This window comes from Paraburkholderia caballeronis (assembly GCF_900104845.1).
GTDB classification, from domain to species: Bacteria; Pseudomonadota; Gammaproteobacteria; order Burkholderiales; family Burkholderiaceae; genus Paraburkholderia; species Paraburkholderia caballeronis.
The window spans coordinates 661,391-674,918 of record NZ_FNSR01000002.1 but is presented as its reverse complement, the minus strand read 5'-3'; the positions used below and the strand labels follow the sequence as shown (position 1 = coordinate 674,918).

At 57.7% G+C, this 13,528-nt stretch carries 11 protein-coding genes; 6 read left to right on the top strand and 5 right to left on the bottom strand.

Annotated elements, in window-relative coordinates; translation table 11 throughout:
- Positions 1 to 224: 224 nt before the first annotated feature.
- Positions 225 to 944 carry a hypothetical protein gene (locus BLV92_RS19510; RefSeq protein ID WP_143040704.1) on the top strand — a complete coding sequence of 240 codons (720 nt, stop codon included), beginning with the start codon at positions 225 to 227 and terminating at the stop codon, positions 942 to 944.
- Positions 945 to 1,189: 245 nt separating this feature from the next.
- Here the strand turns inward: BLV92_RS19510 and BLV92_RS19505 are convergent, their stop codons facing one another.
- Positions 1,190 to 1,408: an excisionase family DNA-binding protein gene (locus BLV92_RS19505; protein ID WP_090547962.1), complete on the bottom strand. Its 219-nt coding sequence runs from the start codon at positions 1,406 to 1,408 to the stop codon at positions 1,190 to 1,192.
- 231 nt (positions 1,409 to 1,639) lie between these two features.
- The gene (locus BLV92_RS19500; RefSeq protein WP_244283855.1) at positions 1,640 to 2,470 is read right to left on the bottom strand and encodes an HAD domain-containing protein; all 831 of its coding nucleotides are present in this window, start codon (positions 2,468 to 2,470) and stop codon (positions 1,640 to 1,642) included.
- A gap of 955 nt (positions 2,471 to 3,425) precedes the next feature.
- On the opposite strand from BLV92_RS19500, the gene BLV92_RS19495 reads away from it, so the two are divergent.
- The 5 genes from BLV92_RS19495 to BLV92_RS31670 are packed head-to-tail and all read left to right on the top strand — an operon-like array spanning position 3,426 to position 10,530.
- Positions 3,426 to 4,805, top strand: coding sequence for a metallophosphoesterase (locus BLV92_RS19495; RefSeq protein WP_167627121.1), 1,380 nt, complete (start codon positions 3,426 to 3,428; stop codon positions 4,803 to 4,805).
- A gap of 5 nt (positions 4,806 to 4,810) precedes the next feature.
- A complete protein-coding gene (locus BLV92_RS19490; protein ID WP_143040703.1) occupies positions 4,811 to 5,830 on the top strand; it encodes a GTPase-associated system all-helical protein GASH in 1,020 nt (339 codons plus the stop codon).
- Positions 5,827 to 6,882 (top strand): TRAFAC clade GTPase domain-containing protein, encoded by a 1,056-nt coding sequence (locus tag BLV92_RS19485; protein WP_090547956.1) that lies wholly within the window; start codon positions 5,827 to 5,829, stop codon positions 6,880 to 6,882. The genes BLV92_RS19490 and BLV92_RS19485 overlap by 4 nt, the downstream gene beginning before the upstream one ends.
- Positions 6,879 to 7,895: a TRAFAC clade GTPase domain-containing protein gene (locus BLV92_RS19480; RefSeq protein WP_090729956.1), complete on the top strand. Its 1,017-nt coding sequence runs from the start codon at positions 6,879 to 6,881 to the stop codon at positions 7,893 to 7,895. Before BLV92_RS19485 ends, BLV92_RS19480 begins: the two co-directional genes overlap by 4 nt.
- Positions 7,896 to 7,905: 10 nt before the next feature.
- On the top strand, positions 7,906 to 10,530 hold the full coding sequence (locus BLV92_RS31670; protein ID WP_143040702.1) for a GAP1-N1 domain-containing protein: 2,625 nt from the start codon (positions 7,906 to 7,908) through the stop codon (positions 10,528 to 10,530).
- 17 nt (positions 10,531 to 10,547) lie between these two features.
- On the opposite strand, the gene BLV92_RS19470 is transcribed toward BLV92_RS31670, so the two are convergent.
- From BLV92_RS19470 to BLV92_RS19460, 3 genes are all read right to left on the bottom strand, one after another.
- Positions 10,548 to 11,714 (bottom strand): AlbA family DNA-binding domain-containing protein, encoded by a 1,167-nt coding sequence (locus BLV92_RS19470; protein ID WP_090547950.1) that lies wholly within the window; start codon positions 11,712 to 11,714, stop codon positions 10,548 to 10,550.
- A gap of 57 nt (positions 11,715 to 11,771) precedes the next feature.
- Positions 11,772 to 13,154, bottom strand: coding sequence for an AAA family ATPase (locus tag BLV92_RS19465; RefSeq protein WP_090547948.1), 1,383 nt, complete (start codon positions 13,152 to 13,154; stop codon positions 11,772 to 11,774).
- Positions 13,155 to 13,278: 124 nt separating this feature from the next.
- Entirely contained in the window at positions 13,279 to 13,497 is a 219-nt protein-coding gene (locus BLV92_RS19460) for a DUF2188 domain-containing protein (RefSeq protein WP_090547946.1), read from the bottom strand.
- Positions 13,498 to 13,528 lie beyond the last annotated feature (31 nt).

The following is a 13,528-nucleotide window of genomic DNA, read 5'->3' as shown; positions in this document are numbered from 1 at the left end:
CTGCAGATCATGCCGAATTTTTTCCTATACACCAGTGCTTGCGTGTTTATCGTGACCTGCAAGCGGAAGCAGTGACTCGCCGTCTGGTTGCGAGACGGCCAAGGAAAAATCTTCTCTGGACAACGTCTCGTCGATCCACATCGAGTCGGCAACTACCTTCCGCAGCTATCTGCGCCTGGCGCGCTGGTTACTGCGATCCCCAGTAAAATAATTGGAGTAATTTAATGTCAACCCGTGAATATCTGAATGCCCACTCGGACTTGAAAAAATGGAATAAGCCCCGCCATCCCAAGGATTTTAACCGATGTCTTGAAACGGGAAAGTATCTGGATAATCTGGTCCTGGTGGTGGCTCCTCCTGACTATCCTCAACTGGCCGAAGGTCTGGAAATTGGTTCCGTTTACGAATTTGATTATGAAAAAACGATGTGGTTCCGTATCGCGGAACGCTCGTCAGACGGTTACTTCTTCGAATGGTGTGAGAAGCTGGTTAGCCTGGTGACGAATGGAAAAAAGCTTGAAGGAGGGCCATACAAGATGGTGGATTGGTGCACCAGGCTTTCTGAATCAGTGGAGGATAGGGAGAGGGATCCCGAAACTGAAGGGCATGGTCCGTTCTGGGAACTGCTTCGCTATATGCTTCGGGGCATGACATTCGGTCCGGTAGTTTGCAAAAAGCTGGTTGCCGACTTCGAGAAGTGGGACTCGTACGCGTGGTCGCCGGGAGATTACCGGTTTTACGAGGAATATCTGTTCTTCCGCAAATGCTTTGAGTTTCCCGGAGAACAGGGATTGGTCTTTTATCCATCGGGCTGGTACGAGGGAGACGGAACGCGGTTCAGGGAGCCCAAGCTTGGCGCTGACCCTGCTGACACTGCCGCCGTGGTCGATTCGCCGGATATCGTCGACGGGATGAAAACCGCCCACGAGTACGACGATATTTAATCAGCCGGATTTGCCGGATGACTCGAGCGAGCGCAGCACATGCTGCGCTCGTTTTTGTCGGGCCGAACGCTAGCGAATTATCCCTCGTGCTAATCGCCGACACGATCGCTGTGGACCTGGTTGCCAGCTCCCACTGGTGACGAGAGGATGAGACGAGACACGGGGTTGCCTCCCCGATTCCAGAATCAACCGTGCGTTGTATGCGGGCATCGCATTCAGAAAATTGCACCGGCGTGGATCTGACCTTAAAGTCCTGGTGGGTTGTCGTCCTCGCTCTGTGAATCCAGGTAGGCACGCTGTGCGTATTCCGTCGTATTGCGATACGCTTCCACGGAAAAGAAGTCGATATTGAGTTCCCCGTCGGGCTCTCCCGGCAAAACCTCGCTGAGTTTCCCTGCCGCGAGAAGCTTAAGAACGTGCGTACGGCTGACAAAGAGGTATCTTGCTGCTTCTGCAACAGTCATTGCGGACCTTCCTTTGTAATGCGCGGGTGCTGATCCCGAACTCGCAGTACGGGCCTACAGCAAGCATGCGTTTTCGTGGATACCTGCCGCTTCCTGTGCCACTTGTTGCTGCCGACAGCAATTCGTGCGTGTGTCGGGTCATCCAGACTATTCTTGGGGGAGAAGGCGTATTGGCCGGTGCCCACTTTCGCCCTCAGATCTTTCTCGATCTGCCCCAATTCCAACCATCGTTTACTGGCCTGCACCGGTTCGCCGATCATCAATGCCCGTCAGCCATCGTCGAAGTCGCTCCAGCGCTTTTTCATCGCTGATGCCTAGCGCAGAGTCGAGCAGCACGAAATTGCTGATCAGTTCGCGACCGAAGATATGAGCGTCGAAAACTGAATCGTCCAACGCCATCCAGTTTCGTAGGCCTTTCCCCTGCGCATACGACGCGATTACATCCGTTCTGCCGGAACCGCTTTGCAGATAACTGAAGCGTGGCTTCATGTCCCGAGTCGTGTCAACGACTCGTCGCGCGAGGTCGGGCGGAAGATATGCGATGACACGCTCGGTTGGCAGCCTCTGCAACCAGGATGTCGTGAGGACGATCTCCACTGTCGGATAGGGCTGGAGAATCTCAGTCAGAATCGGAGCGAATTCAAAAAGCGGCCTGCCGGAGTCTAGGGTGAGCTGGGCTTCGTCATCTATATAGGCATGGCCAGCATGCAGGGTACCGTCGTAATCGACGAAGAGCGTCGGTGTGGTTCGCTCGGGAATGGGAACAGGCTTCGTGCCGGTCGTCCTGGTAGCCGATTGCTTCGCTGTGATTTCAAGCCAGTTCACCGTATGGCCAATCGCTTGCAAGGCATCTTCGGCGTCCGTTTTCGACATGATGAGCATTGCAAGCCCGAACTCCTTCAGCACCTTGAACAGGTGCACGGTACCGACAGATCGTCCGGCTTCAATGCGAGCAAGAGCTCTTTGGGATATGCCGATGCAGTCGGCGGCATCGAGGAGCGTCAATTCACTCGCCAGCCGGATACGTTGCACCGCTTGTCCTAGCGTTTTGAGATCTGTCACGAGCGGACATGGTCTGGAGCCGGTGTCGTCGGGGGAGGGCGGCATGCTGGTCATAATGACGAGGAAGACCCGTTGGGGGGCGGCGAGCCTAAGCGCGAATCACGTGGGCTGTTGAACGGCGTCTGGAGTAGGCGCGCCTGCGAGCGCGTATTTGTGTGCGTCGCAGCACGGCTTTCATGACGCGTCCGAGTCGTCGTGGCGGTAGTTTGAGCAGATTGTCTGCAGCCTCCGGCGCGAGCGTACAGATCGCGTATGCCAACTGAACTGCCCCAGCTCGCGCCGCGGCGTTGAATTTCCGCGCAGGTTGCCCGAGACCAGCGCGACGAAAGCAGATGCGGGTACTGTCGCGTCGCCGGGCGCGAAAATATATGGCATCCATGGTCGTAATTGCTCACAAACGTTGACACAAATTCTCGATCGGTATTGACCTGCCAGAAGTACGCCCAATCGACCGGGCCGAGTTTGTTTGGCAACGCGAGCGGACGCCGGACAGCTGCGGTTCGCGGTGGCAGGCAGTGCGAGCTGACCGGGCGCGGGGAGTCGTGCGGTGTATCCGTCCCGGAGGGTGCATTCGTGTGCTTACGTGCGGTCGTCATCGGCTGCTCCTCATAGAGGGTTCCTCTCTTCCTCCTGCTGCGAGACGATCCTAGAGCAATGGCGGCATGCTGGCCATGCCGACGTGGACGATCCGTTGCGAGTAGGCCAAATGCACGATTTCGCGCTATATCAACCCACGGGGACGCGCCTTGTGGTCGAATGCGGCAACAACCAATGGTCCGTGGTAGTCCATATCCCGCCGGGGCACCGCTCTCGCTGGGCACTAGCCGTAAGGGAACGGTGCTCCCGGATGGCATCCCTGGCTGCCGCAGTTCAGGGCCAGTTGTGTATTTCGTCGGCCAATTCCGCCGTTCGTTTTTGATATGATTTATCGGGCAACGAGGCGATCGGGGGCAGTTTGAAAGCGATTTTTGTTCACCTTTCTGATATCCACTTCGGTCAGGAGAAGAACGGCGGCGACGTGGTTGTAAACGAGGACGCAAAACAGCGGTTGATCGAGGACGCGCGCGAGGAAGTCGCGAAGCTCGGTGGCAAGGCTTCGGGCGTGATTGTGACCGGCGACATCGCGTATTCCGGAAAAGAACACGAATACCGAAACGCTGGAGCGTGGCTCGGCGAACTGGCCGACGCAATTGGCTGTGAGCGGGTCAAGGTACAGATGGTGCCGGGGAATCACGACATGGACAGGGACAAGATTTCAGTCCCGATTGAATGCGTCCTCGCGCAGGTCCGAGAGAAGGGGGATGCAATCCTCGACCCCCTTCTGGACAGCGATGAGGGTTGCGATTTCCTGTACGGCAGGTTCGAGGCGTACCGCGACTTCGCGTTGGACTACGAGTGCGAGCTTGATCTCAACGGGCAGATGTCCAGTGGGGGGCGCCTTGAGCTCGCGGAGGGCCGAAGCATCAAATTTGTGCGCCTGAACTCGGCTCTGATTTGTTCGCGCAACGATGCTGAAGGAACGTTGATCCTCGGCAAGCGGCAACGAGTCCTGCCGCAGGAGGACGGGGTGGAGATTATCGTTCTCGTTCACCACCCCCTGAACTGGTTTCAGGATTCCGCCACGGCTCGCAACTATCTTCGCAATCGGGCGCGCGTCCTGATATCCGGGCATGAGCACTTTCCGAAGCTGCAGGTCGATTCAGTGGAAGCTGGGCGCGATTTGCTGCTTCTGGCTGCTGGCGCGACGAATCCGGATTATCTTGCCGAGGGCTACACGTACAAGTACAACATTCTCGTTTTCGAATGGGATGAGGACGCCGACGCCCTCGCGGTGACGATCAATCCGCGTACGTGGGATGACGGGCTGACCCGGTTCAGGCGCGACGATGTCTTCCTTGACGGAAGGGCCGAGCGGCAGGTGCTTGGTTCGCCGAACTTCCACCGTGCTCCGCTGCCAGCCGTCGCACCGCCCGTGGATCGGGCAGTTTCTCACGAGGCACCAGAGGTCAAACCTGTCGATATTGCGCCTGCGGCTGCGTCGCAGACTGACTCGACGTTCGCTGCGTCCGACTCAGCGGCACAAGCGCCTGCAATCGAGCAGTCCGCTACGCTTGACCAGCGCCTGCTCCAGCTCCGGTTCTTCCAGGAGCTGCCGGAAGGCGAGAGGTTGAAGGCGCTCGTAAACCTCGGGGCTATTCCGGGCGACCTCAAAGGGCGACTCGACCATTCGATGGAACGTCGGTTGTTCAGGATGTTAATCAAGCAAGGGAAAGCTCGGGCAATTGAGGCGCTACTCGATTTAGCCGAGGCAAAAAAGCGTGGAGACACACAGTGAGCATAATGGCGAAATATGCCCGGATTTTCTGGGCGGAACCGACTGATGGGGACGTCGCGGCACGTAACAAGTCCGTCGAGAATTTGCGCGCGCAATTTGGCGCACTCGACTCGCGCAAGGCGATAGAGGTGGCCGCTGCGCTGGTCGATGCACTGGCTGGGGGCAAGATTCCGCCGGATTTGTCGAAGACCATCGAGAAGGCAATCAGCGATGAAAGTCCGGCGTTCCAGATGTCCGGACACGAACAGCAAGGCATCGTTTGCGCCGCCGTCGCCGCCCTCGATCTGGCGCGCAATGCCGCCGTCAATGGCAATGGCTGGGCAGCTCCCGACGCAATGGCGGCGGCATTGTGGTCAGGTCTCGCACTGCAAAATCCGATAGATCGCGCGCCCGTTGAAGTCTTGCGCACCGATCTTCTGGATGCCTGCCGTCACCGCGTAAGCGCGGTCTCGAGGCAGGCAAGGGCACGGCATGACGTGCCCGACGTTGGCAAGCTAACGATTCCTGAAGCAGAGCCGGCCGGCCCAAGAGCGCAAACCGCGTACAAGCGAGCGACGGAACCCGTCATCAAGGCGCTCAAGGACAATGCCGAGCTCGACCGCGAAGAAATCGACTTTCTATGGTGGGCACTCGGCGACCATAGTGAGCTATTCGATTGCCCGCTCGGTAAGAAAGCGGTGTTCAGCCGGGCGATCGCGGTCGGTATGGAGGGGGCATCGAAGCTTCGCCGATTGCCGAGTGATGGGCATCGCCATGTTGTCCTTCGGCAGATCGGCGAGTCTGAATTGCTCGCCCTCGCGGGACTCGTCGAGAAGCTCGGTGAAGATAAGGCGCAACTTGCACAAGGCTTTGCCGGCACGTGGGCGACAGCGTATCCATCCGTCTTTCCGCTGATCAGCGCGTTGCCCGCCGACGCGAAGCTGCGTGAGTCCGCGGTGTCACTTGATGCCCGGGACTGGGGTGCCCGTGCTTTGCTGGAGGGAGCCATCGTCCGCCTCGAAGATAAACTGGGCGGAACGACATGACGCGAGGGTCCTGCAACGACGCGAACTGCACCTACAACCTGACAAAGCAGTGTGTCCGAGGCAATCCGCCCGACGAGTGCGAGTACCGCCCGTTATTGATGGAAGGAGCGCTCGCGGACGGCGAAGATGGGCGCGAGCAGTCGGGCCTGGATGTCGACAAACCGTCGACGGACGTTACTCGGCTTCTCGACGTAGGCGGTGCAGTTCTCGATGCACCGACAGAACTCCCGACGCTACCGCCCAGTAGAACGCTGGACCTCGACGAAGCGAACGCCATGATGGAGGCACGGCAGACGTGCATGATCGGTATCGTCGGTTTGCCCGGAGCGGGCAAGACGGCGTGTCTTGTCAGCGCTTACCTGTTGCTGGCAAAAGGCGAATTCGATGGATTCAGCTTTGCGGATAGCGTGACGCTAAGAGCGTTCGAAGAGATCGCGCGCGGAAGCCGGACGTGGGTCAAGGGCAACCCGCCGGAGCAGATTACCGCGCATACGACGCTCTCAGACGATCGGCAAGCGGGTTTTTTGCACCTGCGCTTGAGGCGCAACCGCGATGGAAGGCTTTTCGACCTTCTTTTGCCTGATCTGCCTGGCGAGTGGTCGAAAGAACTCATCGATCTCAACAACGTCGCTCGTCTGGAGTTTTTGAAGTCAGCAAGCGCGATCTGGTTCATGGTCGACGGCCGGCAGTTCGCACACGGCGAGACCGTCGCCTATGCGCGATACAGGGCTAGCCTTCTCATTGAGCGGCTGGCGGACCTTCTCGGAGAGCAGAGACCGCGCATACTGCTCGTGCCGACATGGCAAGATGCAGGCGTTTTCCCCGCGACGGAAATCGCACGACTCTCTGAAATTGCGGCTGGCCTTGGTTTCGAAATCGAGGTTGCGCCGATCGCATCCTTCTCCTGGAACGACACTGTGCCTCCGGGCGATGGTGTCGCGAAGCTGGTCGAACGGTCCATCTGCCCGCCCACACGGGCTCAGGCGTTCTGGCCGGTGACTGAAGCTGGCCAGTACGATCGTGCGTTGGTGGCATACAGGGGGCGGAAATGAATTCTGGTTCGGTGATGTTGGTCGGTGGACCGGGTTCTGGCAAGACCAACTATATCGCCAGACTCTGGCTTGCCTTCCAGGCAAGGAAGGGAGCACTGCGTGCTGACCGTCTGCCCACGAACATCCACTACGTCAACGATGCGGTCCGTCATTTAATGGCGCTCAAGTTCGCGCCTAGGTCCGAGCGAAACATGGAAGATGGGCGTCACGACTTCGAGGTCGAGGTTCGCGGACACGGCGGAGCCGGCGCACCTAGGAAGATCTCCGTGCCAGATATCACGGGCGAGCTGTGGAGGCGGGCGGTGGAAACCTACGAACTGCCCCAGGAATGGATCGATGAGTTCAAAGGCTCGTCTTCAGCGATTCTTTTTCTTCGAGCCCACACCAGGCTGAACGCGCAGCCGATGGACTGGGTGACTGCGCGCGACATTTTGCAGATGCACGCAGGAGCGATGGACGATGAGCTTGACGATGACTATGAAGACGAGGACGAGGAAAACATTGCCCCGGGGGCGATAGCCGTCGCACAGCCGTTGGTTGCAACTGCAGGGCAAGTCGTTGGCGTAGCAGAGGCCGGGCAGGATCAGTCTGCAGCTCACACTCATGCACAGCCAAAAACGCCGACGTTGCCAGCGCAGGTCGGCTTCTGCGAGCTGCTACGGTACTTGGAATTGTTGCTGTCCGATCGGCCTGACGGCTCCAGGCCGAGAGTGGCGGTAGTGGTGACAGCGTGGGATATGCTCGATGACGACGCGAAGAAGGCTGGACCGATGCAATATCTCGGGAAAGAATTCCCTCTTTTCGCGGGCCGACTTCAAACGCCCGGCCGTCTGGACATTGAGCTGTTCGGGATGTCGATTGTCGGCGGAGACCTGAGAGGGAAGCTGGAATTTCGGGAATCACTGAAGGGGCGCGACCTGTCCGAAGTGGGTTATACCGCTGTCATGAGAGATGGTGCAATGATCGAGGACCCTGACGTGACGCTTCCCATCGCCTGGGCTCTCGGGGATTGAGGTACTGTTCGTGACCGCCATCGAGCAGCAACTACACGGGTACCGGCACGGGCATGAGCTCCTGTCCACGTCTGTGCGCCTGCCTGCGCACGATCAGGACCTGCTGGACAGACTATCCGACGTGGCAGGTCCCTTGGGGCCTGGCGAGCGCTTTTTCCCTTACCTCACCTGCTATCCGTTACCGAGCGGTTCTCATTACGTGGTTGCCCGGACGTGGCAGGATCTCAATGCGCCACGCGCCGGTTGTGTGCGAACGAGATCCCTGCTGATTCCGATGCAGGACTGGATGACCTTGGATGAGCCTGCGGCACTTGCTGAAGCGGCTTCCGCAGGCGGGCCAGGGGGAGCAACTGAAACAATCTCCGTTCTTCAGCCGTTGGTCAAGCGACTCTCGCCTGTCGAAGGGGTGGGCACTGAACTTCTGGAGGCACTGTTCCTGGAAGAGCGGATGCCCGTTGCGGTCTTCGGAGCGGAGATGCCTGAGATCATTGCTCTCCGATTGCTCACTGCTATCTGGCCGTCGTATCGTCGCAATTTCACCTTGTCAACTTTCTGCAATTCGCCTCGAACCATAGCAAGGAAGAGTTTCGATCTTGTATTTGCCCCTGTCGAAGCGAGGTCGCGGTTCTCTGGCTGGAACGGGCGTCGCATCGACGGGCGCCGAACATCTGCAGCTCGTCATCGCTGGTCGACGCCTATCGTCGAGCGAGTTTTCCGCATGCAAAATCCGTCACTTCGCGGACTCGATGTCTTGGGGGAGATGGCTGGAGATGAGCGGGGGAGTGAGGATGCGCTGCGTGTTTCTCTCCTTTGGGACGAGTTGCATACGAAAGTGACTGCTGAGCCACTCGCCGCGCTGGGGTTGCTTGACATTGCCAATACAAGAGCCGCCAAAAATGCCTATCTTGTGAGCAGCTTGGGGCCGGCTCTTTCTTCGGCAGCTGCGACAGCGGTATCCACGATGCTTCCAAGAGATGCATGGGGTTTTCTGCAAACTCTGGCCGGTAAGGTTGGAGATTCCAAGCTTCGCTTGTCCGTTGCCAAATCGATAAGGTCATCGGCGATATCTCTTGCTCGCCGGCAGCCTAAAGACGCCATCAGCGTTGTTCCGACGATGCTTGCCAAAAGCGGTCAGGAGCTGCTTGTGGGGGCTCTTGGGGATGGGTTGGCAGGAGCCGAAACGGACGACATTGTTCAGATGCTTGCCGAGCTTGAGCCGACTGATCTGATAAGGCTCATGATCGCCAGTCCGCCTCTCGCGGAAGAAATTTTCCGCGAGGGCGTCGGCCTTGATGCACGGATAATGGCGGGTCTTGAGGAAGGGGGGGCGGACATAGTGGCAAGTGCGCAGCGACGTTTTCTGCGGCATATCATTAGCGAACGGCACGTTAGCGTGTTCCGAATTCTCGTATCCGGCATGAGTGAAGCGGAGCTTATCGCTCAGGTCGAGCGGCTGGATGATGCCATTGGCTTGCGATCAGAGGGCCTTAATGATGTCCTCGTGGAGGAAGCTCGGCGTACTGATTCCGTGCCTTTCGTGCGAGACTACGTTGCTTCGCTGAAACCGTCCCCGGCGAGTGACGCAATGCTGGAAAGTCTCATCGAGCCGACCGCGGAAGATGTTCGGTGGCTGGTCTCGCAGCCTGTCATCAGCAACGAGCGTCGCCGTTGGCTCCTGTTGAAGCTAATCGACAACGCGCCCACTCACGCCCTGATCCGCCTGTTTTCGGATTCTGGGCTGCTGTCACAAGCTCGATCTGCAATCGGCGATATTGACGACGCTGCCGTGGGATCTTTGGCAAGGATCGCCGAAAACGTACCGTTGGTGACGGAAGAGGGCGTGACCTTTTTGCTGCAAATTCTTCCGCACTTGAAGCGTCAGCTCGCAAGTGAAATTGCAGCTCGCAGCCTATATGCATTCCTTGATCACGGGATTGGGGCCTCGCGGGAGGCCGCTGTGCGATTTTTTCTCGATACAGCGGGCAATAGTCTGGATGGGGTAAGGGCCATCCGGACCGGTCTATCTTCTAAAGTACCGCCCGGTATCGCCAGCCGGAACCTTATTCTCTTTGAGGGGGCTTCGCCTACCGCGAGGGCTAACTTCGTCAAGGTTCCGGAAGCAATCGCTGAAGGTATCATCGGAAGGAATGTCTTCGACCTAACCTACGAGGGAGCGAGTGCTGCTGGACGTTTGCTATGGGATGCAGGTGAACGAAATGCTCTCGGCTTTGCTCAGACGGCCGCTACGCTCTTGCCGTTCGCCATGCGCGAGCGCCGCCAGCCGGCATCGGCACTGATCGCCGTTGCTTTTCCCGTGGTGTATAGGGGGCTGCAGCAAGAGCATATTCCTGACTTCCTTTCACTGATGTTCCCTTTCCTGGACTGGGACCGATGCAGGATTGCTCGTCGGGAACTAGCAAGCAGCTTTTCCAGTTCAGAATGGCTTCCGACGGATATCGCCTTGGCTGCCGCGCGGGCCGGTGATGCCACCCGCATCCTCAGAGTCATCGCTCGATCTCCGAACGGACGCTCGGCCATTGCAGCGATTGAGAGTGGTATAGAAACAATTCAACGACCGTGGCGCCAAATCGTGCAGGCCGCCCTTGCTGATATCCGCAAGGGTGCAGGTGAGTAAGGGGGCAATTGTGGTTGTTAGCGGCGACGCGGTGCCCAGATTCCATCAGGTGTGTAATTGAATGACCGGGCAAGCCCGGCAGATTGCCAAACGAGATCGAAAGCGGGTTTCAAAGCTTGCTCGGGTAACTGCTCTGCTGGTAGGAGAATGTCAGGGAGCACAAGAGTCCGTCGGTCGAAGAAGCCCTGATGATCGTCAAGGTTGAAGTCAAAACGATTGATGCCGAGTTCGACATGATCCGCATTGAGTATTGAGACCATGCAGGTCATTTCGAGGCCCACTCCCAGATATTGGTACTCGGCACGCAAACGAGTGAGCAGCGCAATGAACTCTTCTTCATAGGCTAGGCTGCCCAGTTGCGCGCGTGCGTTCTCGGCATACTCGAGCACTTTTACGGTCTCAAAGAAACCATTCCGGAAGAGCAGTGAATAGCCGTAAGTGCCAGCCGGTTGGGGATTGCGCACCACGAGCGCTCCATCAGCATTCACCCTCGCATTCGGAATCGTGCGGCTCAAGATGGGGAGCGCCCGATCCTCCATATACTGGATCGGATCAACGTTTACTGTGCCGAGTGCTGATTGCGTTGGAATGAAATGGCCGACAAGTCGTGCTCCAGGTACGAGGCGATGCGGCCCATCGCCCGCGAGAATCGCTCCCAATCGCTCAGTGCGGAAGTCACGTATCTGTTGAGCTTGCCGATCCGACCGAAGAAAAAGTCCACGAATTTCAGGAACGTCTAGCTGTCGCTTACGACCGTTTTCCCGGATAAAAAAATGCTGATTGGTACTTACGCGATGAGGGCCCGCCCAGCTCTGGGGCACGCGAACTATCGCGACGAAGCCTCCGGCCACTGGCACTGTCTGGATCTGTGCTCCGGGGATTCGTGGCTGCACACCGTTTAACAGCATGTCCTGCAAGCGCCTAGCCTCTTCGTCTGCGTTGCCGATGACTGGTCGGATCGCTTGCGCTCGACCTTCGCCGTCCTCTTCTATCCCGTAGACAAGATCACCACCCGACGCGTTGGCGAAGGCAGACACGTCGGCGACAAACTCGTGTCTTGCCTCGTTATTGCGACCCGGAATGTCACGTTTGAAATCGAGATTTGTTCCTTCGACGGCCTGACCCTCGATTAGCGACTCGATGTCACGCTCAACCGTCGATGTAAGGTCACGCGGAAGCGCCATGAACGCTGCTCCAGGCAAAAATTATCACGGACATTCTGCCACGGCTCCTTTGTGCGCTTAGGTGTCTTCCTGGTCGTTTCCGTTGCGACGCTCTCTTTCCCAGTGGATACCGGGCGGTGGCTTCGACGTATAGTACCCGCGGCTGGCGCTTGACGGTACGCGCATTGTTTGTCTTACGGTTTGGTCGATTTTCTCGCCGGCCAGTTCGATCCCGTGGGCTTCCGCCTGCATGCGGACATAGCCCCGTAACATCTTCTCGCGGTACGCATAGAGGCCAGGGTTCGAGGGGTCGTTGATCAGAATGGCGCCGTAACTCGTGTCGCGAAGCTTCCGTATTCGCGCACAGAATTTGTCGTAATTCAGTGTCAGGCTACTGCGTCGCTGTTTCATGATGTACTCATACGAACTGTACATCTGCTTCATGAAGCGTTCCAGATATTCCGAATCAGCCGTCGCCCACAGTACTTCCTCGTATTCACCGCTGCGCTTGTTGACCGCTTCCTGATAGGGGCGCTTCAGTTCGGCACTGATACTCTCGATGGCATCCCGGAGCCCTGTATGGTAATGCTCCCATTTGATTTCCGAGACAAGGTCAGAATCATCGAATGCGCTCCAAAGCATCTTCTCGGTGATGAAGTGAGCATAATAGGGATATCCATCGCAAACTGCCGCGATACGGATATAGATCTCCTTGTCGACGCTGATGCCGAAGGCGCCGGCGGCCGCCAGGACGATGTCCCAACGCGCGTCCCAACTGAGCTTGGGAAGTTCTATACCCTCCAGCTGGCGTATCGCAGACTGATGGGCGCCCAACAGTTCGTCCAAAGACTTTCCCACGCCCGTGAAAATTAGCTTCAGGGGCACCTTCTTGTCGCCCATCTGCTTGATGAGATCAGCGAAGGCTGCACGTTCGTTGACGTCGGAAATGCGGTCAAACTCATCCAGTACGGCAATAGGGCGTTCCGAGTGCAGGCTCGCAGCCTCCCTCAGCACATCGACTGCATCCGCGAGCGAGACGATCTCCTCGTGGAGATTTGCCTGAGTTGTTTCGCTTACGACGGCTGCCTTTAGAAAGCGCAACTCAATACCCATGGAAGCGTTGTGCTTCGTTTTTCGGAGACGACTGGCGTGGATGGCGCGATAGGCGATATTTGCGACAATGCTCTTCAGGGTAGCGTCGGGGCTGCATCCTATGTCGATGTACTCGGAGTCGGCGCTCTGATACTGGTTCGCAGCGGTCGCAGCCAAGGACGATTTGCCAACACCACGGTCCCCATAAATAAAAATGTGTCGCCCGGAGGCGAAGAGCGCCTTCTCTATCCGATCGAGTTCCTGCTGACGACCAAATAGATGCTCAACACTTTGTATGGGCTGGGAGGCGAAAAGAACCTCGTTCAGGCGCGTCCCGAACTGGTGTTTGTCAAATCCGGCGATTGCCATATTTTGGATTATCTGTCGGCTGCTGCAGGCTTTGAAGCAGGAAAGCCCCGTCCCCTTTGATGACTGCCTGCCAACATTAGCGTGGTGCCGCGGTGGCGGGGGAGTTTGCTTGCGCAGTTGTGAGTTATCCCTTTCGCCACTTGTCCGGGTGGCCGCCGTTTGTATTCCGAACCCGTTCGATATGGATTGCGGCATCTGGGTTCAATTGCTTCGCACGATCAATTGCCTGCCCTTGGGTCGGTGCGACAGCGCTAGCTCTGTCGGAGTCCGGCTTCCGGACGGCGTAGTCTCCCTGAGGACGACGTTCGACGTACAGGTTGTTGCTATCTTTCTTGGTGCTCATAACCAGAACTCGTAAAAAGATTTGCAAAGGG